This is a genomic window from Amycolatopsis pretoriensis, assembly GCF_900107925.1.
GTDB lineage: Bacteria > Actinomycetota > Actinomycetes > Mycobacteriales > Pseudonocardiaceae > Amycolatopsis > Amycolatopsis pretoriensis.
The window spans coordinates 176,932-201,011 of the sequence record NZ_FNUJ01000013.1; the positions used below are offsets into that span (position 1 = coordinate 176,932).

The 24,080-nt window shown below is 72.5% G+C and carries 21 protein-coding genes and 1 riboswitch; of the genes, 10 read left to right on the top strand and 11 right to left on the bottom strand.

Annotated features, from left to right (window positions below; all coding sequences use genetic code 11):
• Positions 1–39: 39 nt before the first annotated feature.
• The 4 genes from cobC to BLV96_RS43025 are packed head-to-tail and all read right to left on the bottom strand — an operon-like array spanning position 40 to position 4,940.
• The gene (gene cobC / locus BLV96_RS43010; RefSeq protein WP_086676509.1) at positions 40–1,056 is read right to left on the bottom strand and encodes an Rv2231c family histidinol phosphate aminotransferase CobC; all 1,017 of its coding nucleotides are present in this window, start codon (positions 1,054–1,056) and stop codon (positions 40–42) included.
• A complete protein-coding gene (locus BLV96_RS43015) occupies positions 1,049–2,380 on the bottom strand; it encodes a cobyrinic acid a,c-diamide synthase CobB (RefSeq protein WP_086676508.1) in 1,332 nt (443 codons plus the stop codon). The genes cobC and BLV96_RS43015 overlap by 8 nt, the downstream gene beginning before the upstream one ends.
• The gene (gene cobO / locus BLV96_RS43020) at positions 2,374–2,988 is read right to left on the bottom strand and encodes a cob(I)yrinic acid a,c-diamide adenosyltransferase (RefSeq protein ID WP_086676507.1); all 615 of its coding nucleotides are present in this window, start codon (positions 2,986–2,988) and stop codon (positions 2,374–2,376) included. The genes BLV96_RS43015 and cobO overlap by 7 nt, the downstream gene beginning before the upstream one ends.
• Positions 2,988–4,940: a putative cobaltochelatase gene (locus BLV96_RS43025; RefSeq protein WP_086676516.1), complete on the bottom strand. Its 1,953-nt coding sequence runs from the start codon at positions 4,938–4,940 to the stop codon at positions 2,988–2,990. Before BLV96_RS43025 ends, cobO begins: the two co-directional genes overlap by 1 nt.
• Positions 4,941–5,008: 68 nt before the next feature.
• Between BLV96_RS43025 and cbiE the strand changes: the two genes are divergently transcribed.
• Genes cbiE through BLV96_RS43055 form a run of 6 tightly spaced genes read left to right on the top strand, consistent with a single transcriptional unit; the run spans position 5,009 to position 12,411 of the window.
• Entirely contained in the window at positions 5,009–6,160 is a 1,152-nt protein-coding gene (gene cbiE / locus BLV96_RS43030; protein WP_167379919.1) for a precorrin-6y C5,15-methyltransferase (decarboxylating) subunit CbiE, read from the top strand.
• The gene (gene cobM / locus BLV96_RS43035; RefSeq protein ID WP_086676517.1) at positions 6,157–6,918 is read left to right on the top strand and encodes a precorrin-4 C(11)-methyltransferase; all 762 of its coding nucleotides are present in this window, start codon (positions 6,157–6,159) and stop codon (positions 6,916–6,918) included. The genes cbiE and cobM overlap by 4 nt, the downstream gene beginning before the upstream one ends.
• Complete coding sequence (locus BLV96_RS43040) at positions 6,915–7,928, top strand: Gfo/Idh/MocA family protein (protein WP_086676505.1); 1,014 nt, start codon at positions 6,915–6,917, stop codon at positions 7,926–7,928. The genes cobM and BLV96_RS43040 overlap by 4 nt, the downstream gene beginning before the upstream one ends.
• The gene (locus tag BLV96_RS43045; RefSeq protein WP_086676504.1) at positions 7,925–8,644 is read left to right on the top strand and encodes a cobalt-precorrin-6A reductase; all 720 of its coding nucleotides are present in this window, start codon (positions 7,925–7,927) and stop codon (positions 8,642–8,644) included. Before BLV96_RS43040 ends, BLV96_RS43045 begins: the two co-directional genes overlap by 4 nt.
• Positions 8,641–9,300: a 5,6-dimethylbenzimidazole synthase gene (gene bluB, locus BLV96_RS43050; protein ID WP_086676515.1), complete on the top strand. Its 660-nt coding sequence runs from the start codon at positions 8,641–8,643 to the stop codon at positions 9,298–9,300. Before BLV96_RS43045 ends, bluB begins: the two co-directional genes overlap by 4 nt.
• 18 nt (positions 9,301–9,318) lie before the next feature.
• Positions 9,319–12,411 (top strand): arabinosyltransferase domain-containing protein, encoded by a 3,093-nt coding sequence (locus tag BLV96_RS43055; protein ID WP_086676503.1) that lies wholly within the window; start codon positions 9,319–9,321, stop codon positions 12,409–12,411.
• On the opposite strand, the gene BLV96_RS51380 is transcribed toward BLV96_RS43055, so the two are convergent.
• Genes BLV96_RS51380 through BLV96_RS43080 form a run of 5 tightly spaced genes read right to left on the bottom strand, consistent with a single transcriptional unit; the run spans position 12,408 to position 16,611 of the window.
• Positions 12,408–13,133 (bottom strand): GNAT family N-acetyltransferase, encoded by a 726-nt coding sequence (locus BLV96_RS51380; protein WP_086676502.1) that lies wholly within the window; start codon positions 13,131–13,133, stop codon positions 12,408–12,410. The genes BLV96_RS43055 and BLV96_RS51380 overlap by 4 nt on opposite strands.
• Entirely contained in the window at positions 13,112–14,602 is a 1,491-nt protein-coding gene (locus BLV96_RS43065; protein ID WP_086676501.1) for a precorrin-2 C(20)-methyltransferase, read from the bottom strand. Before BLV96_RS43065 ends, BLV96_RS51380 begins: the two co-directional genes overlap by 22 nt.
• On the bottom strand, positions 14,599–15,222 hold the full coding sequence (locus BLV96_RS43070; RefSeq protein WP_086676500.1) for a precorrin-8X methylmutase: 624 nt from the start codon (positions 15,220–15,222) through the stop codon (positions 14,599–14,601). The genes BLV96_RS43065 and BLV96_RS43070 overlap by 4 nt, the downstream gene beginning before the upstream one ends.
• Positions 15,219–16,292, bottom strand: coding sequence for a precorrin-3B synthase (locus BLV96_RS43075; protein WP_086676499.1), 1,074 nt, complete (start codon positions 16,290–16,292; stop codon positions 15,219–15,221). Before BLV96_RS43075 ends, BLV96_RS43070 begins: the two co-directional genes overlap by 4 nt.
• Positions 16,293–16,296: 4 nt before the next feature.
• The gene (locus BLV96_RS43080; RefSeq protein WP_086676498.1) at positions 16,297–16,611 is read right to left on the bottom strand and encodes a DUF6191 domain-containing protein; all 315 of its coding nucleotides are present in this window, start codon (positions 16,609–16,611) and stop codon (positions 16,297–16,299) included.
• A gap of 109 nt (positions 16,612–16,720) precedes the next feature.
• Between BLV96_RS43080 and BLV96_RS43085 the strand changes: the two genes are divergently transcribed.
• Genes BLV96_RS43085 through BLV96_RS43095 form a run of 3 tightly spaced genes read left to right on the top strand, consistent with a single transcriptional unit; the run spans position 16,721 to position 18,732 of the window.
• Complete coding sequence (locus BLV96_RS43085) at positions 16,721–17,647, top strand: ABC transporter ATP-binding protein (RefSeq protein WP_086676497.1); 927 nt, start codon at positions 16,721–16,723, stop codon at positions 17,645–17,647.
• Positions 17,644–18,495 carry an ABC transporter permease gene (locus BLV96_RS43090; protein ID WP_086676496.1) on the top strand — a complete coding sequence of 284 codons (852 nt, stop codon included), beginning with the start codon at positions 17,644–17,646 and terminating at the stop codon, positions 18,493–18,495. Before BLV96_RS43085 ends, BLV96_RS43090 begins: the two co-directional genes overlap by 4 nt.
• A gap of 3 nt (positions 18,496–18,498) precedes the next feature.
• Positions 18,499–18,732, top strand: a complete 234-nt coding sequence (locus BLV96_RS43095) for a helix-turn-helix transcriptional regulator (RefSeq protein WP_086676495.1) — start codon at positions 18,499–18,501, stop codon at positions 18,730–18,732.
• On the opposite strand, the gene BLV96_RS43100 is transcribed toward BLV96_RS43095, so the two are convergent.
• Positions 18,729–19,457 (bottom strand): hypothetical protein, encoded by a 729-nt coding sequence (locus BLV96_RS43100; RefSeq protein WP_086676494.1) that lies wholly within the window; start codon positions 19,455–19,457, stop codon positions 18,729–18,731. The genes BLV96_RS43095 and BLV96_RS43100 overlap by 4 nt on opposite strands.
• A gap of 92 nt (positions 19,458–19,549) precedes the next feature.
• Positions 19,550–19,660: riboswitch (cobalamin riboswitch) on the top strand.
• Between the two features lie 49 nt (positions 19,661–19,709).
• Between BLV96_RS43100 and cobN the strand changes: the two genes are divergently transcribed.
• Positions 19,710–23,273, top strand: a complete 3,564-nt coding sequence (cobN, locus tag BLV96_RS43105) for a cobaltochelatase subunit CobN (RefSeq protein ID WP_086676493.1) — start codon at positions 19,710–19,712, stop codon at positions 23,271–23,273.
• Here the strand turns inward: cobN and BLV96_RS43110 are convergent, their stop codons facing one another.
• On the bottom strand, positions 23,274–24,029 hold the full coding sequence (locus BLV96_RS43110) for a hypothetical protein (RefSeq protein WP_086676492.1): 756 nt from the start codon (positions 24,027–24,029) through the stop codon (positions 23,274–23,276). It abuts the gene before it with no gap.
• Positions 24,030–24,080 lie beyond the last annotated feature (51 nt).

The window sequence follows — 24,080 nt, forward strand, 5'->3', positions numbered from 1 at the left end:
CCAGTTTCGGCGGCGGCAACGACAACCCCCTGTCGGTGTTTACGAAATTTCTCGCACCGCGGTCAGGAACGCGTCCGTCGTCACGCGGTCGCGGACCGCCAGCCGCAGGTGGTCCGGCCCGAGACCGGGGAAAGTATCGCCTCGCCGCACCGCGTAGCCGGCCTCGCGCAGCCGCGCGCGCAGAGAAGCGCCGTCGGGAACGCGCACCAGCACGAACGGCCCGCGCGGGTCGCCCAGCACCGTCACGCCCAGAGCCGTCAGACCGGACACCAGGTACTCCCGGTCCGATTCCGCCGCGATCGCCAGCTTTTCCGCTTCCTCCAGCGCGGCCGGACGGCAGCACGCCACCGTCGCCACCCCGGCCAAAGTGGACACCGACCAGGGCACCTGCACCGCCCGCAGCCGCTCGACGACGTCCGCCGAAGCGAGTACGTACCCCGCCCGCAGGCCGGCCAGCCCCCACGTCTTCGTCAAGCTGCGCAGCACGACGACGCCCGCGAAACCGGACGCCAGGCTCTCGGCCTCCCCCGGGATCGCGTCCAGGAAAGCCTCGTCGACCACGAGCAGCCGCCCAGGTCGCGCCAAGGAAAGCAGCGCCGACGCCGGGTGCAGGACCGACGTCGGGTTCGTCGGGTTGCCGACGAACACCAGGTCGGCGTCAGCAGGAACCAGCGCCGGGTCCAGCACGAACCCGTCCGCTTCGGACAGGATCACGCGCGAAACCGAGTGGCCCGCCGCCCGCAACGCCGCCTCGGGCTCGGTGAACTGCGGGTGCACGACCACGGCGTGTCGAGGCCGAAAAGCCGAGGCCAGCAGCGTGAACGCCTCCGCCGCACCCGCGGTGACCAGGACTTCGGAAGCCCGACGGCCGTGGCGAGCAGCGACAGCCGCAGTAGCGTCCACAGTGGACGGATAAGCAGCGAGGGAGTCCAAGGCGGACGCCAGTTCGTCCCGCAGCCAACCCGGCGGCCGCGGCAACCGGACGTTCACGGCCAGGTCGACCAGCCCCGGCCCGACCTCGCGATCGCCGTGGTGGTGCAGGTCGTACTCAGGCATGAGCCCGGACCCGTTCCGCGAACCGGTGGGCCAGCTCGGGGTACCCGGCCCAGTGAATGTGCAGGTAGGACGCGTGCAACGTCGGCGACGCGAAGCCGTCCAGCTGCCGGTCCCAGCCCCACGCCGCCGAAGCCCCGTGCGACGGCGTCACTTCGGTGCGGTGGAACTCGTGCCCGGTGACGCGCTGCCCGGCCGTCGCCAGGAGGTTGTCCTCGACGGCGACCGCGCGCCGGTAGCCGAGCTTGCCGCGTGCGGTCATCTTCGCGTCCGCGGGCAGCGCGCCGACCATCGGCACGCCGTCCAGCGACTGGCACAGGTACAGCAGGCCCGCGCACTCCGCGCTCACCGGCATCCCGCGAGCGATGGCCGAAGCCACTTCACGCAGCAACGGCGTGTTCGCCGACAGCTCCGCTGCGTGCACCTCGGGGAACCCGCCGCCGAAGTACAGCCCGGCGCACCCGTCCGGCAACGCCGTGTCCCGCAGGGGATCGATGTCCACGACGTCGACGCCGCACGCGGCCAGCAGCTCGACGTTCTCGGTGTAGCGGAAGGTGAACGCCGGTCCCCCGGCGGCCGCGACCGTCACCCGCGGACCGTCCACACCGGACGGTTCCCACGCCGGCGCGGACAGCGGCGGCGCCGCGGACGCGATCCGCACGATCGCTGCCAAGTCGACTCCGTCGGAAACCCACGCGGCCAGTGCCGGCAGCACGTGCTGCGCCTCGGCCGCCCGTTCCGCCGCCGGGACGAGCCCGAGGTGCCGGCTCGGCGCGTGGATCTCTTCGTTGCGGTACAACGCGCCCAGCAGCGGGACGCCGGTCGCTTCCAGCGCGGAGGCGATCTCGTCGAGGTGCCGCTGCGAGCCCAGCTTGTTGAGGATGACCCCGGCCAGCCGCACGCGCGTGTCGTAGGACGCGAAGCCGAGCACGGTCGCCGCGACGCTGCGGGACGCCGCCGACGCGTCCACGACCAGCACCACCGGCGCGTCCAGCAGCCGGGCGACGTGCGCGGTCGAGGCGTAGCCCTCGGTCCCGAGAGCGCCGTCGAACAGGCCCATCACGCCCTCGATGACGGCGATGTCCGCGCCGTGGGAACCGTGGCGCAGCAACGGGATCAACGCGTCTTCGCCCTGCAGGAACGGGTCCAGGTTCCGCGCCGGCCGCCCGGTGGCCAGGGCGTGGTAGCTCGGGTCGATGAAGTCCGGCCCGACCTTGTGCCCGGACACGCGGTGCCCGGCCGCGCGCAGCGCCGCCATCAGCCCCGCGGCGACGGTCGTCTTGCCGTGCCCGGACCCGGGCGCGGCGACGACCACGCGCGCTACCACTCGATCCCCCGCTGGCCCTTCTGGCCGGCGTCCATCGGGTGCTTGACCTTGGTCATCTCGGCGACCAGGTCGGCGGCTTCGATCAGCTCCGGCGGCGCGTACCGGCCGGTGATGACGACGTGCTGGTGCCCGGGCCGCTCGACCAACGCGGACACGACGTCGTCCACCTCCAGCCAGCCCCACTTGAGCAGGTAGGAGAACTCGTCGAGGACGTAGAAGTCGTGCGTCTCGGCGGCGAGGCGGCGCTTGATCTCCGCCCAGCCCTCACGCGCGTTTTCGGCGTGGTCCTCGTCGGTGCCGGACTTGCGCGACCAGCTCCAGCCCTCGCCCATCTTGTGCCACTCGACCGGCCCGCCCTCGCCGGTGTCGTCGTGCAGCTTGCCCAAGGCCTTGAACGCGGCTTCCTCGCCGACGCGCCACTTCGCCGACTTGACGAACTGGAACACGCCGATCGACCAGCCCTGGTTCCACGCGCGCAACGCCATCCCGAACGCGGCGGTCGACTTGCCCTTCATCTCACCGGTGTGCACGGCGAGCAGCGGCCGGTTGCGGCGCTGGCGGGTCGTCAGGCCGTCGGCCGGCACCACGGACGGCTTTCCCTGCGGCATCAGGCGGCCTTCCCGGTCCGGGCGCGGACGGCGCTCGCCAGCGATTCGGCGGCGACGTCGGCCAGCGGGACGTGCTCCGCGCCCAGGTGGGCGGCCAGATCGGCGGCGAGGCCGAGGCGCATCTTGCCGCTCTCGCAGTCCATGACGATGGAGGTCACCCCACCCAGCAGCCCGGCCGCGGCCTGGGCGCGCGCGACGGCGTCGGGACCGCTGGTGGCGCGACCGTCGGTGACGACGACCAGCAGCGGACGGCGCCGCGGGTCGCGGATCTCCTCGACGCGCAGCACCCGCGCGGCCTCCAGGAGGCCTTCCGCGAGCGGCGTCCGGCCGCCGGTCGGGAGGCCTTCGAGGCGGGACGCGGCCGCGTCGACGCTGATCGTCGGCGGCAACGCGAGCTCGGCGGCGTTGCCGCGGAAGGTGACGAGCCCGACCTTGTCGCGGCGCTGGTAGGCGTCGAGCAGCAGCGAGAGGACCGCCGACTTGACCTCGCGCATGCGGGCCTTCGCGCCCATCGAGCCGGACGCGTCGACGCAGAACAGCACGAGGTTGCCTTCACGCCCTTCGCGCAGCGCGTACCGCAGGTCCTCCGGGCGCAGCTTGAGCGCGGCACCGGTGCGGCCACGGGACTTCTGGTGCGGTGCCGCAGCTTTCACGGTCGCGACGAGGTGCGGGCGCCCGTCGCGGACGCTCGCGGGCTGGACGCCGATGGTGCGGCCGCTGTCGGTGATCGCGCGGGAACGGCGGCCACGCTCGCCTTCGCCCATGCCTTTCACGCGGAAGACGCGGGCCTTGAACGTTTCGCCGGCGCCGACGGTCTTCTGCTGGCCGCCCGCGTTCTGCTGCGGCTGACCCTGCGGGGCGTCGCCCTGCGGAACTTCCTGCGGGGCTTCGTCGGGTGCCGAGCCCGAGCCGGGGCCGTCGTCTTCGGGGCCCGGCTGCTGTGACGACTCGGCGTCCTGGAGGGCCTGCTCCAGCTGCTCTTCGGAGATTCCCGGGGCGTCGAACGGGTTGCGGCGACGCCGGTGCGGCAACGCGAGCCGCGCGGCGACGCGGACGTCGTCGGTGGTCACCTCGTCGCGGCCGGCCCAGGCCGCGTGCGCGACGGCCGTGCGCGCGGTGACGATGTCCGCGCGCATGCCGTCGACCTCGAAGGACGCGCAGATCTCGGCGATCTGGCGCAGGGCGTCGTCGGGGAGCTTGACGGCCGGGAGGAGCTTTTGCGCCGACTCGATTTCCTCGGCCAGGCGGGCGTCTTCTTCGGCGTACTGCGCGGCGAAGGCGTCAGGATCCGCTTCGTAGGCGAGCCGGCGGCGGACGACCTCGACGCGCTGTTCCGGGTCGCGGCTCGAAGCGACCTCGACGGTCAGCCCGAACCGGTCCAGCAGCTGCGGCCGCAGCTCGCCTTCCTCGGGGTTCATGGTGCCGATCAGCACGAACCGGGCCGCGTGCGACACCGAGACGCCCTCGCGTTCGACGGTCGCGCGGCCCATCGCGGCGGCGTCGAGCAGGGTGTCGACCAGGTGGTCGTGGAGCAGGTTGACCTCGTCGACGTAGAGCAGGCCGCGGTGCGCGGCGGCTAGGAGGCCGGGCTGGAAGTCCGTGACGCCTTCGGCGAGGGCGCGTTCGAGGTGCAGCGAGCCGATGACGCGGTCTTCGGCGGCGCCGACGGGCAGTTCGACCAGCTTCGCCGGCCGTCGGTGGCTCGCCGTGCTGTCGTGCGGACCGTCCGGGCAGAGCGGGTCGGGAGCCCCGGGATCACACGAAAAGCGACAGCCGTCCACGACGTCGACGCCCGGCAGCAGACCCGCGAGCGCGCGGACCATGGTCGACTTCGCCGTGCCCTTCTCGCCGCGCACCAGCACGCCGCCGACCGCGGGGGAGATCGAGGAGAGGACCAGCGCCAGGCGCAGGTCCGGCAGCCCGACGACGGCGGTGAACGGGTACGGCTTCAACAGCACTCCTCCAGCTCGGCGACCGGCCGATCATCGCACAGCGCCCGGCTCGCTTAGGGTGGGAAATCGTGCGCGAAAAATCACGGTTGACGGTGGTGGGGATCGGGGCTGACGGGTGGTCGGGCTTGTCCGAGCAAGCCCAAGCTCTGGTGCTCGGCGCCGATGTCGTGATCGGGGCGCCGCGGCAGCTGGGATACCTGCCCGAAGATGTCGTGTGCGAGCCGTGGCCGTCGCCGTTGCTGCCCGGGCTCGACGCGTTGATCGCGGAGCACGAAGGCGCGCGGATCTGCGTCCTGGCCAGCGGCGATCCGTTTTTGTCGGGGGTCGGCACTACGCTCGTGGCACATGGATACGAGGTCGAGGCGCTGCCCGCGGTCTCCTCGGTGACACTGGCCCGGGCCCGGCTGGGCTGGTCCGCCGAAGAGACCGAGGTGGTGACGCTCGTCGGCCGGTCGTCGGCCCGCGTCGCCCGGGTGCTGGCGCCGGGGCGGCGGGTGCTGGTGCTGGGGGCCGACGCGGCGGCGCTGCGCTCCCTGCTGACCGTGCGCGGGTACGGCGAGAGCGAGCTGTTCGCGCTGGAGAACCTGGGCGGGCCCGACGAACGCATCTCCGACGGCTGGTCGGGGGATCCCGGTCCCCTGACGGTCTTCGGGCTGACGTGCGCGGGTCCGGCGCTGCCGTTGATCGGCATCCCGGACGACGTGTACTCGCACGACGGCCAGCTGACCAAGCGCGACCTGCGGGTGTCGGCGCTGGCCCGGCTCGCGCCGAGCCCCGGCGAGCTGCTGTGGGACGTCGGCGCGGGCGCGGGCAGCCTCGGCATCGAGTGGTCGCGCCTGCACGGGCTGAACCGCGCGATCGCGATCGAGCGCGATCCCGCGCGGGCGGAGCGGATCGGGCGGAACGCGCTGGACCTGGGCGTACCGGAACTGGAGGTGGTGACGGGCGAGGCACCGGAGGCGCTGAGCGCGCTGCCGGCGCCGGACGCGGTGTTCATCGGCGGCGGGGTGACCGTGCCGGGCGTGCTGGACGCGTGCCTGGCGACGCAGGCGCGGATCGTCGCGCACGGAGTGACGTTGGAGGCGGAGCAGGTGCTGGCGCGGGCGTACTCGCAGCACGGCGGTGAGCTGGTGCGGATCGGCGTGGAACGGGCCGGGACGCTCGGCGGCTTCACCGGATGGACGCCGGCTCGCGTCGTGACGCAGTGGAGCAGCCGATGACCGTGCACTTCGTCGGGGCCGGGCCGGGTGCCGCCGACCTCATCACCGTGCGGGGACGGGACTTGCTCGCCCGCTGCGACGTCTGCCTCTACCCCGGCAGCATGACGCCGACCGACCTCCTGGCGTACTGCCAGCCGGACGCCGACCTCGTCGACACGGCGAACCTCGCGCTGGAGGCGATCGTCGAGCGGATGGCCGACGCGCACGACGCGGGCCGGGACGTGGTCCGGCTGACCTCCGGCGATCCCTCGCTCTACAGCGCCGTCGCCGAGCAGATGCGCCGCCTCGACGCGCGGAACGTGCCCTACGACGTCGTCCCCGGCGTACCCGCCTTCGCCGCCTCCGCGGCCGCGCTGAAGCGGGAACTCACCGTGCCCGAAGTCGGTCAGAGCCTGGTGATCACGCGCGTCCAGGCCCGGTCGACCAAGATGCCGCCGAAGGAAACCCTCGCCGCCTTCGCCGCCACCGAAGCCACCCTCGCGCTGCACCTCGCGATCAACCACGTCGAACGCGTCGCCGAGGAACTGACTCCGCACTACGGCGCCGGCTGTCCCGTCGCCGTCGTCGCGCTCGCCACGCAACCCGGCGAGACCGTCGTGCGGGGAGTGCTCGGCGAGCTGCCGAAACTCGTGCGCGAAGCCGGGATGACCCGGGCCGCGACCATCTTCGTCGGCCGGGTGCTCGCGGCCGCGAACTTCCCCGACAGCTTCCTCTATTCCAGTGCCCGCGACCGGGCGAACCAACCGGAGTCGTTGTGACAGAACTGCGTTGGGGCCTGCTGGCCGCCGGGACCATCGCCGCCCACTTCGCCGCGGGTGTAGACGAAAGCAAGCACGGCACGCTCACCGCCGTCGCGGCCCGGGACAGCGCCCGCGCCCGCGAGTTCGCCACCCGCTTCGAGATCCCGAGGGCGTACGGCAGCTACGAAGAGCTCCTCGCCGACCCGGACGTCGACGCCGTGTACGTCTCGACGCCGCACGCGCTGCACAAGCAGTGGGCCATCGCCGCGGCCGAAGCGGGCAAGCACGTGCTGTGCGAGAAGCCGCTGACGCTCACCGCCGCCGACGCCGAAGAGGTCATCGCCGCCGCGCGCGAGCACGACGTCTTCCTCATGGAGGCGTTCATGTACCGGCTGCACCCGCAGACGCGGCGGCTGGTCGAGCTCATCGCGAGCGGCGCGATCGGCGAGGTCCGCGCGGTCGACACGACCTTTTCCTTCGACAGCAACCCGGAAGAGACTGCCCGCCTGTCCGACCCCGCGCTCGGCGGCGGCGGGATCCTCGACGTCGGCTGCTACTGCACGTCCCTGGCGCGGCTGGTCGCCCAGGCCGCGACCGGGCAGGACGTCGTCGAGCCCACCGAGGTCAGCGGCATGGCGAAGCTGTCCCCGCACGGCGTCGACGAGTACGCCACCGGACTGCTGCGCCTCCCCGGCGACATCCTCGCGACGATCTCCTGCGGCATCCGGCTCACCCGCGAGGACGGCATCCGCGTCTACGGCTCGACCGGTCAGCTGTACGTGCCGCGGCCCGCGTGGATCCACCCGCTGCGCAAGCCGGGCGTCTCGCAGATCATCCTCACGCCGGCCGACGGCGAACCGGAGGTCATCGAGGTCGAAGCGACGCAGGGCGTCTTCGCACGCGAAGCCGATCACGTGGCCACGCACATCGACGACCGGCAAGCCCCGGAGCTGACCTGGGCGGAAACCCTGGCCAACCTGCGGACGCTCGACCGGTGGCGCGAGGCCGTCGGGTACGGGAAGCCGTGATCCTCATCCTCGGCGGCACCGGCGAAGCGCGCACCCTCGCCGAAGAACTCGTGAAGCGCGACGTTCAGGTGGTGTCCTCGCTGGCCGGACGCGTCGCGCGGCCACGGCTCCCGGTCGGCGAAGTGCGCGTCGGTGGCTTCGGCGGCGCGGACGGGCTCGCGTCCTGGTTGCGCGAGAACGACGTGAAGGCCGTCGTGGACGCGACGCACCCCTTCGCCGAACGCATCGGCGCGAACGCGGCGAAAGCGGCCGAACGCACCGGAATCCCCCTGCTCCGGCTCGCCCGGCCGGGCTGGGAACCCGGCGAAGAAGACGTCTGGCACTGGGCGGACGACCTCGACGACGCCGCGAAACTGCTCCCCGGCCTGGGCAAGCGTGTCTTCCTCACCAGTGGCCGCCAGGGTTTGCCCGCCTTCGCGCACCTCGACGACCTGTGGTTCCTGATCCGCTGCGTCGACCCGCCCGAGCCACCGCTGCCGCGGCACCACGAGCTGATCCTCGCCCGCGGCCCGTACGAGGTGGCCGCCGAACGCGCGCTGCTCGAAAGGGTCGACGTCCTGGTCACCAAGGACTCCGGCGGCCCGCAAACCGAAGCGAAGCTGACCGCGGCCCGGGAACTCGGGAAGCCCGTCCTCGTGGTCCGGCGGCCGCCGAGACCACGCACCGAAACCGCCGAAACCGTGGCCGAAGCCGTCGAATGGGTCCGCAGCCGATGATCGAAGAGTTCTACGAAGTCCTCCGCAAGCGCCGCGACGTCCGCGGCGAGTTCACCGGCGAACCGATCCCGGAAGCAACACTCACCCGGATCCTCGAGGCCGCGCACGCCGCCCCGAGCGTCGGGCTGACCCAGCCGTGGGACTTCGTGCTGGTCGACGACCACGCGACGCGCGAGACGTTCGCGAAGCACGTCCACGAGGAGCGCGAGGTCTTCGCCGGGCAGCTCGACGAAGGTCGTGCGAGCACCTTCGCGAACATCAAGATCGAGGGCATCCTCGAGTCCAGTTTGGGCATCGTCGTCACCTACGACCCGGCGCGCGGCGCACCCGACGTCCTCGGCCGGCACGCCATCGCCGACGCGGGCCTGTACTCGGTGTGCCTGGCGATCCAGAACCTCTGGCTCGCCGCGACCGCCGAAGGCCTCGGCGTCGGGTGGGTCAGCTTCTACCGCGAGCCGGTGCTGAGCGAGCTGCTCGGCATCCCGGAGGGCATCCGGCCGGTCGCGTGGCTGTGCGTCGGGCCGGTCAGCAGGCTGGAAACCGTGCCCGACCTGGAGCGCCACGGCTGGCGCAGCCGCCGTCCCCTGTCCGAGGCCCTCCACCACGGCCGCTTCACGCCGCGTGACCCGGGGGTTGCGTCAGCCGCCGACGTCTGACCCGTTAGCGTTGCGCCGATGCGTCTGATTGCCGTAGCGCTGGGGCTGCTCTCGGCCTTGTGCGCGCTGGCTTTCCCCTTCCTGCCGGTGGTGCAGGACACGGCGGAGGTCGTCTGGCCGACCGGCAGCGACACCCGCTCCGTCAACGCGCCCTTGACCGGGTACTGGGCCCAGGACCTGCGCGCCGAACTGCCGTGCGCGGCCATCCGTTCGGTCGACACGCGCACGAACGGCCCGGGCCTGCTGTTCGCCACCGTGCCCGACGGCCGCACCGACCCGAACGCCGGCAAGGGCGTCGGCCTGCAGCTGCGCGTCGACAACGGCGTGCTGTTCGCCTCCAGCCAGGGCCAGCAGATCGCCCAGCAGCCGCTGCCCGCCGAGAAGTGCGACGTCGAGCTGGACGTCGACGCGACGCAGATGACCCTGGCCGTGGCCGGGACGCCGATCTTCCACGCCGGCGGCGACGTCCGGCCCCGCGTGGTCGGCATCTACTCCTCGATCAACTCGAGCAAGGACCCGATCGCCGGCCTACACGTCTCGGTCGTGCCGGACACCCGCTACCAGACGTCGCCGACCGCGCTGAAGATCGGCGTCGGCGTGGTCGCCATCCTGTCGCTGATCGGCTGCATGATCGCGGTCTGGCGCCGCGACTCCGGCACCGCGAGACGCGCGCCGCGCTGGGCGCCGGTCGGCTGGTGGCGGCTGACGATGCGCGACGCGACGGTGATCACCGCGCTCGGCGCGTGGGTCTTCATCGGGCCGGTGACCTCGGACGACGGCTACATCCTCACGATGGCCCGCGTCACCGAGCAGACCGGGTTCCTCACGAACTACCACCGCTGGTTCGGGGTCGCCGAGGCGCCGTTCGGCTGGTTCTACCACGTCTTCGAGCTCATGGCGCACGTCAGCGTGGTGCCGCCGTGGATCCGGCTGCCGTCGTTCCTGCTCGGCGTGCTCAGCTGGCTGCTGATCAGCCGCGAGGTGATGCCGCGCCTCGGCACCCAGATCCGCACCAGCCGCCCGGCCAGCTGGGCCGCGGCGACGGTGTTCCTGATCTGGTGGATGCCCTACAACAACGGCGTCCGCCCGGAACCGGTGGCCGCGCTCGGCTCGCTGCTGGCGATCTGCGCGGTGGAGCGCACGCTGGTGACGCGCCGGCTGCTGCCGATGTGCCTCGGCCTGACCGCGGCCGGGTTCACCCTGGCGGCGACGCCGACCGGGCTGATCGCGGTGGCGCCGTTCCTGGTCGCCGCGCGCCCGCTGTTCAAGCTGATCCGCCAGCGCGCGATCGAAAACGGCTGGCTCCCGGTGCTCGCGCCGATCGCCGCGGCCGGGCTGCTCGTGCTGGTCGTCGTGTTCGCCGACCAGACGTTCGCGACCGTCCAGGAGGCGACCCGGATCCGGACCCAGGTCGGCCCGAACCTGTCGTGGTTCCAGGAGCTGGCGCGCTACCAGCTGCTGTTCGAGAGCCTGCCGGACGGCTCGGCGCCGCGCCGGTTCCCGGTGCTGCTGGTCGTGCTCTGCACGGCCACCTGCCTGGTGGTGCTGCTGCGCCGCGGCCGCATCCCCGGCGCGTCGCTCGGCCCTGCCCGCCGCCTGATCGGCACGACCGCGCTGTTCTTCCTGCTCCTGGCCCTGACGCCGACGAAGTGGACGCACCACTTCGGCGCGTTCGCCGCGGTCGGCGCCTCGATGGCCGCGCTGGCCGCGCTCGCGACCAGCTCGACGGTGCTGCGGTCCAAACGCAACCGCGCGGCCTTCCTCGCGGCGCTGCTGGTGGTCGCCGCGCTCGCCGCGACCGGGCCGAACACCTACTGGTTCGTCTCCCGCCTCGGCGTCCAGTGGACGAACGTGGCACCGTCGATCGGCGGCATCCCGCTCTCGACGATCCTGCTGGTCGCGGCCGCGGTGGCCGGGATCTACGCGTTCGTCGAGAACGTCCGCGCCCACCGGCCGGGGCTGCCGGCCCAGCCGCAGGAAGGCCGGCTGCGCGCGCTGCGGCTCGGGTCGCTGTCGCTGGTGGTGGTCTGCGGCCTGGTGGCGGCGGGCGAGTTCGTCACGATGGCGTGGGCGATCCACAACCAGTCCGGCAGCTACAGCCTGGGCGCGGCGAACGTCGGGCACCTGTTCGGCAAGAGCTGCAACCTGTCCGACCACGTGATGGTCGAGCGCGACGCGGCGACGAGCATCCTGCGGCCGCAGTCCGAGCAGCGGACGGTCGCGGAGAAGCCGAAGGAGACCGACTCCCCGCTGCCGAACCCGGACCAGGACAACGGCCGCGTCCAGACCGGCTTCCACACCCACGCGGTCGACGACAAGGACCCGCTGGCCGAGCCGCCGCACGGGTTCACGCCGGAGACCGTGCCGATGTGGTCGAGCTACCTCGACCCGGAGACGCGCGCGGGCCGCCTGCGCAGCGACTGGTACGCGCTGACGGAGAAGCCGGCGGACGGCCAGATCGTGGTGGCCACGGCGGGTGCCGCGCGGCGCCCGACGTCGGTCAGCCTCGACTACGGCGTCAACACGCCGGAGGGCGTGAAGATCGTGCGCAGCCAGTTCATGCTCCCGCCGGGCTCGGGCACGGGCGGCTGGAACGACACGCGCATCAACCTGCGCGACCTCCCCGCGGAGACGAACGCGGTCCGCATCAACATCGTCGACAACGACCTCACGGAGGACGGCTGGATCGCGGCATCGGCCCCGCGCGTCCCGACGTTCACGACGTTGACCGACCGCATCGGCTCGAAGCCGGTGTACGTCGACTGGCCGGCGTCGTTCGTGTACCCGTGCGTCCAGCCGGTGACGTCCCACGACGGGATCTCGCAGGTCCCGGAGTACCGCATCACGGCGGGTGGCCTGGCGGACGAGGCGCAGTGGGCGTCGTCGACGAACGGCGGGCCGATCGGGTGGCTGGAGGAGCTGGCCGAGGAGCCCGAGGTGCCGAGCTACCTGATCGGGCAGCCGAGCCAGTCGTGGGGCCAGCTGCTGCAGATCGAGCCGTTCACGGAGGGCATCGCACCGACCGTGGTGCACGGGGAGAAGACCGTGCCGGGGTGGTGGTCCCCGGGACCGGGACCGAGCCAGCCCAACGGCAAGGACCCGACGCGCTAGGGCTTCGTCCAGGCCGTCCGACGGTGGAGGTGGAACCCGGCCCGCTCCAGGTTCGCCACGCTCGGTGAGCCGGGACGGGCCGTCGCCACCGCCAGGGTGCAGCCTTCCGCCGCGGCCGCTTCGAGACGGCGGCGCAGCAGCTTCGGCTGGGCTCCCCGGCCGCGGAACTCCGGGAGGGTCGAGGCCGCGCCGAGGATCGCGACCCCGGCGTCGATCGTCATGCCCGCGGCGGCGATCGGCGTCTCCCCCTCGCGCACGAGGAACCGCCGCATGACCGGGAGCCGGTGTTCCGCGGCCATGTACTCCGCCACCGGCCCGCTCACCCCGAATCCGGTCAGCAGGACCCGCAGGAACACCTCCGCGTCCGCCGCTTCCGGCGGCGAGGCCAGGGCGGGCTCCAGCCGGCGGACGGCCAGGAACCGCTCGCCCGCCGGTACCAGTCCCGGCACCCGCAGACCGGCCGGGGCGACGACCGCCGGGTGGACGCCGTCCCACTCCGGCGAACGCAGCAACCCGGCCACGCCGGGCAGCGTCTCCGGCGTCACCCCGGTCACCGTCGACAGGTACGCGAGCGCGGGGTCGGTCGCCAGCACCGCCAGCGCGCCCTCGTGCTCCCACGCGCGGAAGCGGCCGGGCACTCCCGCCGCCGACGCCGCCTCGCCCGCCATCGCCGCCCGGCGGTGCAACGCCAGCTCGGCCGTCAGTAGCTGCGCGGGGTCCACACCACCCCGTTCTCCGCGCGGGTCCGCGACGAGCCCACGATCAGCAGGCAACGCATGTCCACTGTGGACGGATCGAGGTCGCCCAGCGTCGTGACGCGGATGTCCTCCTCCGGACCGCCGACGTCCCGCGCCACCACGACCGGCGTGGACTCGGCGCGGTGCCGCAGCAACACCGAACGTGCGTCGGCGAGCTGCGTCGTCCGGGAGCGGGACGCCGGGTTGTACAGCGCCAGCACCAGGTCCGCCGCGGCCGCCGCGTCGAGGCGCTTCTCGATGATCTCCCACGGCTTGAGCCGGTCGGACAGCGAGAGCACGCAGTAGTCGTGGCCCAGCGGCGCGCCGACCCGGGACGCCGCCGCCTGGGCCGCCGTCACGCCCGGGACGATCCGGACGCGCACCCCGGCGCCGTGGCCGGCGGACACCTGCTCCAGCACCGCCGACGCCATCGCGAAGACCCCGGGGTCGCCCGAGGACACCACCGCCACCCGGGCACCGCCGGCCGCCAGCTCCAGCGCCTCGCGAGCCCGGTCCGCCTCCACGCGGTTGCCGGACGCGTGCCGCTGCTGACCCGCCTTCTGCGGCACCCGCGCGACGTAGGGGCCGTACCCGACGACGTGCTCGGCCGCGGAAAGCTCCGCAGCGGCCTCGGGCGTCAGCCACTCCGGGCCCGCCGGGCCCAGGCCGACGACCACGACTTCGCCCGAGCCGGCCGGCACCGCGGCGGCCGCGGGTGCGGGCGAAACCCGGGACGCGTAGGCCGGGGAAGGCAGCAACGCCAAGGAAAAGTACGGCACCGACGCGGGATCCACTTCACCCAAGGGCTCGACCCGCTGCCGTTCCCAGGTCGCGCGCTCGACGAAAACGGCGTCGTCCAGCTTCCCGGCCTCGGCGAAGGCCTCCCGCACCGAGCCGAACGTGCGCCCCAGCTTCAGCACCGCGGCCGCGTCGGTGTCCGCGAGCCGCCGGGCCAGTTCCGGCGCCGGCAGCGTGCCCGGCAGCACCGTCAGGACCTCGTCCCGCTGGACCAGCGGCCGGCCGAGCACCGACGACGCCGCGCTCACCGACGTCACGCCGGGCACGACGACCGCCTCGAAGCGGCCGGAAAGCCGCTCGTGCATGTACATGTACGAGCCGTAGAAGAACGGGTCGCCTTCGCAGAGCAGGACGACGTCGCGGCCGGCGTCGAGGTGCTCGGCGAGCCGCTTCGCGCTCAGCTCGTAGAAATCGGCGATCGCGCCTTCGTACCCGCCGGGGTGGTCGGTCGTCTCGGTCGTGACCGGGTAGACGAGCTTCTCCTCGACCTGCCCCTCGCGCAGGTACGGCTCGGCGACCGAGCGCGCGATGCTCCGGCCGTGCCGCGCGCAGTGGTACGCGATCACCGACGCCTCGGAGATCAGCCGCGCGGCCTTGACCGTCATCAGTTCCGGGTCGCCGGGGCCGAGCCCGACGCCGTACAGGGTTCCGGTCATTCTTCGGCGCTCGCGAGGGCGTTGATCGCGGCGACGGCCATCGCGCTGCCACCACGTCGTCCGTGCACCACGAGGTAGGGCGCCGGGGCCTGCTTGGCGAGCTCCACTTTGGACTCCACCGCGCCGACGAACCCGACCGGGACGCCGATGACCGCCGCGGGTGCACCGACGCCTTCGTCGAGGATCTCCAGCAGGCGGAACAGCGCGGTCGGCGCGTTGCCGATCGCCACGACCGAGCCGGGCAGCTTGTCGCGCCACAGTTCCAGCGCCGCGGCCGAGCGCGTGGTGCCCATCCGCTCGGCGAGCCCCGGCACGCTCGGGTCCGAGAGCGTGCAGATCACTTCGTTGCCCGCGGGCAGGCGACGCCGCGTGATGCCGCTGGCGATCATCTGCGCGTCGCACAGGATCGGCGCGCCGGCCTCGAGCGCCGCGCGGCCGGACTCGACGACGTCGAGCGTGTAGCGCAGGTCGTCGACCAGATCGACCATGCCGCAGGCGTGGATCATCCGGACCGCCAGGCCCGCCACGTCGTCGGGCAGGATCGCCAGGTCCGCCTCCTCGCGGATCGTGGCGAACGAGTGCCGGTAGATCTCGGCACCGTCCCGCAGGTAGTCGATCACAGCTTCCCTTCCATCTCGTCGAGCGGCACCCAGCGGCCGTCGATGCGGTAGCCCCCCGCTTCGGCGACAACGTCCACATGGGACTGCGACGGCTTCCCGCACCGCCGTTCGCAGCCCGAGAAGTGCACGCGCAGGCCCGGCCGGAAGACGGCGTCGGCCCGCACGTCGGCGCGGGACTTCGCGCAGCCCGGCCGGCCGATGCACGCGCTCGTCCCCAGTTCGGCCCCGCCGAACCCCAGCCGTTCGAAGACGTCGGCGGGCACGTCCGGGAGCACGACGGACTTCCACGGCGTGACCAGCGCGGGCCCGAACCCCGCCAGCGCCCGGGCCTGGGCCGCCGAAAGCTGCCCGAAGCGCGGTTTGACGACCGCCGCGAAACCGCCGCCGCTCTCGATCAGGCCCGCCGGGATGTCCGCCGGGAGCCGTGGCACCGGCGTTCCCCGCCAGGCCGGGTCGTCGAGTTCCGCGACCCGCCAAGCCGATCCGCGCACGCGCAGAAACTCCAGCGCGACCTCGGCCAGCACGGCGACGGCGTCCGCGCGGGTCACCGGCCGTCCGGTGTCGCCGCCCGCGAGCAGCAGGGTTCCCTCGGACGAACCGGTGGCCCGCCAGCAGACGTCGGCGCCTTCGCCGGCGACGTCACCGCGGCCGTCGTCGAAGGCGAAGAGGAACCGGCCCGGCAGCGAAGCGAGTTCCGGGGTCGCGCAGAGGACGGCGTCGAGGTCGCGGGCCAGCCCCCGGACGTCGGCGAGCCCGCCGCGCACCCCGCTCAACGGCGACGCGAGGACGTTCCGGACCCGCTCGTGCGACGGCGAAGGCAGCAGGCCCGCGTCGGTCAGCCGCGCCGCGAGGCCGGGCCGGGTGACGCCGCGCAGCTGGACGTTGCCGCGCGAGGTGAGGTGGAGGTCGCCGTCGCCGCATGCTTCGGCGCAGTCGGCCAGCGCGCGCAGCTGCGCCGCGGAAACCGCACCGCCGGGCAGCCGGACGCGGGCCAACGGGCCGTCGGCGGCGTCGTGGGGTGCGAAAACACCCGGGCACGCGTCGGCTCGCACACGCGCGGGGGTTGGCATGGGGTCACTGTAGCTGGCGGTTTTCCGGCTCCGGCGGGCCCGAACGCGGCCGGATCCGGGCGATCCCGGCGTCCAAGTCCACGTCACGCCAGGGAGGCGCGCCCTCGGCGTCCTGCTCGACGAGCATCGACATCGTTTCCCGGTGTTCCAGCTCACGCCGCTTGGTGCCGTAGAGGAACGCGGTCGTCTCCTCGATGTACGTCGCGGACAGCCGCGCCTTGAAGCGCGAGCCGCTCTTGCGCGGACGCAGTTCGATCGCGGCCATGACCAGCAGGATCACGACGCCGCCCGGAAGAGCCAGCCCCAGCCAGGTACCCATGCCCGGCGAACCGGGTGACCGCCGGTCAAGTTCCCGGCGCAGCAGAACTCTGATCGAATGTAGTAGGTGTGCTACATTCGATCGCATCAGTCCGATGGGGGTTGGCGCGATGAGAGATCCAGCTGTTCCCGTGGTCCGCGTGCGCGGGCTGCGGATGCGCTACGGCGCGAACGACGTGCTCCACGACGTCGGGTTCGAGGCGTACCGGGGTGAGGTCGTGTGCCTGCTCGGGCCGAACGGCGCGGGCAAGACGACGACGATCGAGATCCTGGAGGGGTTCCGGATGCGGTCGGCGGGCGAGGTCGACGTCCTGGGCGTCGACCCGGCGCACGGCGGCGAGGACTGGCGAGCCCGGCTGGGGGTCGTGCTCCAGTCCTGGCGCGACCACGGGAAGTGGCGCGTCCGGGAGCTGCTCGCGCACCTCGGCCGCTACTACGCGCCGTACTCGACCGAGACGCACCCGCGGCCGTGGGACGCCGACGAGCTGATCGCGGCCGTCGGGCTCACCGAGCACGCGCACAAGAAGCTCAAGACCCTGTCCGGCGGTCAGCGGCGCCGGCTCGACGTCGCGATCGGCATCGTGGGGCGGCCCGAGCTGCTGTTCCTCGACGAGCCGACCGCGGGCTTCGACCCGGAGGCGCGCCGCGAGTTCCACGACCTGGTGCACCGGCTGTCCGACGAGCTGGACACGACGATCCTGCTGACCACGCACGACCTCGACGAGGCCGAGAAGCTGGCCGACCGGATCCTCATCCTCAACGGCGGCCGCATCATCGCCGACGGCTCGGCCGACGCGCTGTCCCGGCAGATCTCCGGCGAGGCCGAGGTCCGCTGGACGCTCGACGGCCAGCGTTTCGTGCACTCGACGACCGAAGCGACGAAGTACGTCTACGACCTGTTCAAGCAGCACGGCGACGCCGTCTCGGACCTCGAGGTGCGGCGGGCTTCGCTGGAGGACACCTACATGACGCTGGTCCACCGCGCGGAAGCCGGCGGCGAGACCGAGCTCGGCCTCCAGGAAGCGGGTGCGCGATGAACGCCAGGACCGCCGCGCTGCGAGCCGGGCTGGCCCGCGGCTGGATCGAGTTCAAGCAGACCTGGACCAACCGCGACGACGTCGTCGGCCAGTTCGTCTTCGTCGCGCTCTTCCTCGGCGCGCTGTTCTTCATGCGCAACGCCACCCTGCCCGGCACCGGCTTCTCACTCGGTGCGGCCACCGTGCCGGGCGTGCTCGGCGCCGGGATCGTGTTCAACGGCCTGAACAGCACGGCGGGCTACCTCGCGATCGACCGCGAGGACGGCACGCTGCTGCGGGCGAAGGCGACGCCGAACGGCATGCTCGGCTACCTGGTCGGCAAGACGACGGCGGTGGCGATGGCGCAGGTCGCCGGGATCCTGCTGGTGCTGGTCCCGTGCCTGTTCCTGTTCGACTCGCTGGCCGCCGACGGCGTCTGGTCGTACCTGCACCTGCTGTGGGTGCTGGCGATCGGGCTGGTCGCGACGCTGCCGCTCGGGGCCGCGCTGGGCTCGCTCACCAACAGCCCGCGGTCCATCGCGCTGATCACGCTGCCGATCATGGGAATGGGCGCGATCTCGGGGATCTTCTACCCGGTCACGGCGCTGCCGAGCTGGGTCCAGGGCGTCGCGCAGGTGTTCCCGATGTACTGGCTGGGCCTCGGGATGCGCTCGGCGCTGCTGCCGGACAGCGCGGTCGTCGTCGAGATCGGCCAGTCGTGGCGGCCACTGCCGACCCTCGGCGTGCTGGTGGCGTGGTCCGTGATCGGATTGGCCCTGGCCCCGGTGCTGCTGCGCCGCATGGCGCGGCGGGAAGCGGGATCGTCGGTGGCCGAACGGCGGGAGAAGGCCATGCAGCGTGTGGGGTAGCGAATGAGTGAGGTCGTCTACAACCGGATCGCGATGCTGCGCGCGGAGCGGTCGATCTCGCGCCGCCAGCTGGCGGAGGCGCTGGGCGTGCACTACCAGACGATCGGCTACCTGGAACGCGGCGAGTACAGCCCGAGCCTGTTCGTGGCGCTGCGGATCGCGGAGTTCTTCGAGGTCCCGGTGGAGGTCCTGTTCTCGACGAAACCGTTCCCGCGGCTGGGCGAGCAGTCCGCCTAGGGCTTCGTGAAGTCGGCTTCGGCGAGCGCCGCGACGACGTCGTCGCGGCGGGCCTCCCGGACGGTCCGGTTCAGCTCGACGTGCAGGAACGGCGCGTCGCCGGCGGCCTGGCTCTGGACGTTCGTCGTCCCGGCCAGGCCCCGGCAGGGCTCTTCCCAGGCCCGGCAGACGCGGAAGCCGGCTTCGGCGAGGCGGTCCGCCGCGCGGCGGGCGGCGTCCCCGGCCTCGGCGGCGCCGGCCGAGAGCACGACGTCCGCCGTGGTGAGGGTCGTGTCGTTGAAGCCGTGCAGCTGGACCTGGGGCAGGCCGCGCCGGGCCAGCAGCGTGGTCACGACGTGGAAGACGGTCCCGGTGTCGTGCGCGGGGTCCTCCCGGCGGCGGTGGGCGCCCCCGACGGCGAGGATCGCGCCCGGCGTTCTTTCGAAAAGCGCGAGGCCGACCAGCTCGGTGCGCAGGTCGGAGGAGGCGTGCGGCGCCTCGACCACCAGCGACGGCGGCGCGGACCGGTCGACGGCGTACAGGCCCCAGGCCCGGTCGGAGCCCGGTTCTTGGTGGACCAGGCTGTCTCCGTCGACGGAAAAGCCCAGCTCGCCGAGGCCGTGCGGGGCCTGGTCGAGGAACGCGGCGAACCCGGCTTCGGCGGCGGCCAGCTCGGCCGCGGTCGCCCGGCGGTAGGGCCCGCGGCTCGACTGGGCGGCGGTGAAGCCGCGGAGGAAGGCGTCCAAGCCGCCAGGTTACCGAGCGCCGGGTCAACGTCACCTTGACGCACCTCGACCGGCACCGGAGAGTGGAGCCGATACCCACGCGTCGGCAGGTGGAGGAACCCGGTGAGAGTCCGGGGCGGTCCCGCCACTGTCATCGGGGAGCGCTGTATCCGATTGCCCCTCCGAGGGAGGGAGTACGTCGGGGCCCCGTGAGCCAGGAACTCCGGCCGGCGCGCCCGTCTACCCGGGGCGCGGACCCCGAGGAGGAACCTCGTGATCCTGCTTCTGTCCACTTCGGACACCGACCTGCTCAGCGCCCGTTCGGCCGAGGGCTCCTACCGGCTGGCGAACCCGTCGCGGATCGACGTCGCCGAGCTGCCGGTGCTGCTCGAAGGCGTGAAGATCGTGGTCGTCCGCATCCTCGGCACCCCGCGGAGCTGGCAGGACGGCCTGGACACACTGCGGGCGTCGGGCGCACACGTCGTCGTCCTGGGCGGGGAGCAGACGCCGGACGCCGAGCTGATGAAGCTCTCGACCGTCCCGATCGGCATCGCCGCCGAGGCCCACGCCTACCTGGCGCAGGGCGGCCCGGCGAACCTCACGCAGCTGCACCGGTTCCTCTCCGACACGCTCCTGCTGACCGGCGACGGCTTCGAGCCGCCCGCCCAGCAGCCCTCGTGGGGCGTTCTCGAGCGGCCGTCCCGCTCGGAGGGCCCGGTCATCGGAATCCTGTACTACCGGGCACACCACCTGTCCGGGAACACGAACTTCGTGCACGCCCTCGCCGACGAGATCGAAGCGGCGGGCGGGCGCGCGTTGCCCATCTACTGTGCTTCGCTGCGGACGCGCGAGCCGGAAATGATGGCGGAGCTGGGGAAGGTCGACGCGCTGCTGGTCACGGTGCTCGCGGCGGGCGGCACGCGGCCGTCCGAGGTCGGCGCCGGCGGCGACGACGAGGCGTGGGACGTCGCCGAGATGGCCGCGCTCGACGTCCCGATCCTGCAGGCGCTGTGCCTGACCAGCGACCGCGAGACGTGGGCGGCCAACGACGACGGCCTTTCGCCGCTCGACGCCGGCAACCAGATGGCCGTCCCGGAGTTCGACGGACGGCTGATCACGGTGCCGTTCTCGTTCAAGGAGCTGGACGAGGACGGACTCCCCCGGTACGTGCCGGACGCCGAGCGCGCGTCCCGCGTCGCCCGCATCGCGCTGGCGCACGCCCGGCTGCGGCACACGCCGCCGGCTTCCCGGCGTATTGCCTTGATGCTGTCGGCGTACCCGACGAAGCACTCTCGCGTCGGCAACGCGGTCGGGCTGGACACGCCCGCGTCGGCGATCGAGCTGCTGCGGCGGATGCGCTCTTCGGGGTACGACCTCGGACCGGACGCCTTCCCCGGCGTCGACCCGACCGGTACCGACCAACCCGACGGGGACGCGCTCATCCACGCGCTGATCGCCGCCGGCGGGCAGGACCCGGAGTGGCTGACCGAGGAACAGCTGTCCGGCAACCCGATCCGCGTCCCGGCGGCGCGTTATCAGGAGTGGTTCGACGCGCTGCCCGCGGAGCTGCGTTCGGGGGTGGAGGAGCACTGGGGTCCGGCGCCGGGCGAGCTGTACGTCGACAACGGCGACATCGTGCTGGCGTCGCTGCAGAGTGGCAACGTGATCATCATGATCCAGCCGCCGCGCGGGTTCGGCGAGAACCCGGTCGCGATCTACCACAACCCCGACCTGCCGCCGAGCCACCACTACCTGGCCGCCTACCGCTGGCTGGAGGAGGAGTTCGGCGCGCACGCCGTGGTCCACCTGGGCAAGCACGGGTCGCTCGAATGGCTTCCGGGCAAGACGGCCGGACTGTCGGCGTCGTGCGCGCCGGACGCCGTCCTCGGGAACCTGCCGATGGTCTACCCGTTCCTGATCAACGACCCGGGCGAGGGCGCGCAGGCGAAGCGGCGGGCGCACGCGACGATCGTCGACCACCTGATCCCGCCGATGGCGCGCGCGGAGTCCTACGGCGACCTGGCGCGGCTGGAGCAGCTGCTCGACGAGCACGCGAACATCGCGGCGATGGACCCGGCGAAGCTGCCGGCGATCCGCGCCCAGATCTGGACGTTGATCCAGGCGGCGAAGCTGGACCACGACCTCGGCGTCGGCGAGCGTCCGCACGACGCGGAGTTCGACGACTTCCTGCTGCACATCGACGGCTGGCTGTGCGAGGTCAAGGACGCCCAGATCCGCGACGGGCTCCACGTCCTGGGTTCGGCGCCGACGGGCGAAGCGCGCGTCAACCTGGTGCTGGCGATGCTGCGGGCGCAGCAGATGTGGGGCGGCAAGCAGGGCGCGGTGCCGGGCCTGCGGTCTGCATTGGGACTGAAGGAAGACGCGCCACTGTCCGATGTGGACGCGGTCGAGAAGACGGCGCGCGAACTGGTCCAGACGATGGAGATGCGTTCGTGGGACCCCACCGCGGTCGCGTCGGTGGCGCCGGACGCCGAGGTCGCCCGCGTGCTTTCGTTCGCCGCCACGGAAATCGTCCCGCGGCTCGCGGGGACGTCCGCGGAGCTGGACGCGGTGCTGCACGCATTGGACGGCGGGTACATCCCGGCGGGGCCGAGCGGGTCGCCGTTGCGCGGACTGGTGAACGTCCTGCCGACGGGCCGCAACTTCTACACGGTCGACCCGAAGGCCATCCCGAGCCGGCTGGCGTGGGAGACCGGGCAAGCGCTGGCGGACTCGCTGCTGCGCCGGTATCGCGAGGACAACGGCGATTGGCCGCGCTCGGTCGGGTTGTCGGTGTGGGGAACGTCGGCGATGCGCACATCCGGCGACGACGCGGCGGAAGTCCTGGCGTTGCTGGGGGTCCAGCCGGTGTGGGACGAAGCTTCGCGGCGGGTGACGGGCATCGAAGCGATTCCGCTGCCGGAACTGGGCCGGCCCCGCATCGACGTGACGATCCGGATCAGCGGCTTCTTCCGCGACGCGTTCCCGCACGTGATCACGCTGCTCGACGACGCCGTCCGCCTGGTGGCCTCGTTGGACGAACCTGCATCGGAGAACTTCGTCAAGGCGCACGTGGCTGCCGACTTGGCTTCCCACGGCGACGCCCGCCGGGCGACGACCCGGATCTTCGGTTCGAAGCCGGGAGCGTACGGCGCGGGCCTGTTGCCGTTGATGGACAGCGGGAACTGGCGCGACGACAAGGATCTGGCGGAGGTGTACGCGGTCTGGGGCGGGTTCGCGTACGGCCGGGACCTGGACGGCCGCCCGGCGCGCGAGGACATGGAGAGTTCGTACAAGCGCATCGTGGTGGCGGCGAAGAACACGGACACGCGCGAGCACGACATCGCGGACTCGGACGACTACTTCCAGTACCACGGCGGGATGATCGCGACGGTCCGGGCGTTGACGGGCACGGCCCCGGCATCGTACGTGGGCGACAGCACGTCCCCGGACGCGGTCCGCACGCGAACGCTGGGCGAGGAGACGGCCCGCGTGTTCCGGGCTCGAGTGGTCAACCCGCGCTGGCTGGCGGCGATGCGCCGCCACGGCTACAAGGGAGCGTTCGAGCTGGCGGCCACAGTGGACTACTTGTTCGGCTTCGACGCGACGGCGGGTGTCGTCGGTGACTGGATGTACGAGAAGCTGACCGAGTCGTACGTGCTGGACGAGGTGAACCAGGAGTTCCTGCGGCAGGCCAATCCGTGGGCGTTGCGCGGGATCGTGGAGCGGTTGAACGAGGCCGCGGACCGGGGGCTGTGGGAGGAGCCGGACCCCTCGCTGCTGGAGAAGATGCGCGAGGTGTACCTGTCGCTGGAAGGTGACCTCGAGTCGGAGTGACTAGCCGTGCCATCGGACGGCCCGGCCGACCGTGCCGACAAGGCGGTCGACGGTTCCGGCGGCGAACGTCCCGGAGTGCCGGCCTCGCGCGTGTTCCGCGGTGACGAGGTCGGCTACCTCGGCCCACGTCAGCCAGGCGCAGGATTCCGGCACCCGAGCTCGCAGCTCATCGAGCGGCCACGGGTGCGGACCTGCCTTGGCGTAAACGGCTTCAAGGTTCGCGGCGACCGCCTCGGCGACCCCGAACCGTCCGCTCCGCCCCCGGATCGCGACCGGCGGCGCGGTGCCGAGGACAAGCAGCAACAGCGGCGTGCGCTCTCCCGCGGCGGCAGTGACCGCGAAGTATTCGCGCGCCAGCTGCTCCGGTCCGAAACTACCGGCGCGGATGGCTTTCGCCTCGACCAGGACCAGGCTGCTCGGAGTGGTGATGGTCGCATCCGGCTGCACGATCAGCTCGGCCTTCCCGCGGGCCGTGCGACTGAGCACGTACTCGTCGGGTAAGAAAACGATCTCGGCGTTTTCGGCCTCATCGGCGGCACAGGCGACCGCGGCGGCGGCGCCGTGCGCGTGGCGGAGAACGTTGCCGAGGTAAGCACTACGCGGCAAGTAGTCCAGAGCTGTGAGGACCTCCGCGGTGAGCACGTTCTCCTTGCCGCGGCCGCCGTCCCGGTACTTGACGACCGACCGGCCCTCCCACGAAATCTCGTCCAGCAGGCGCGACAACGGGGTGCGGGGCAGATCGCCGGGGGTGGTCACCCTCGTCACCCTAACCTGGAAACGCCCGGGAAACGGGGGCCGGAGTTGGGT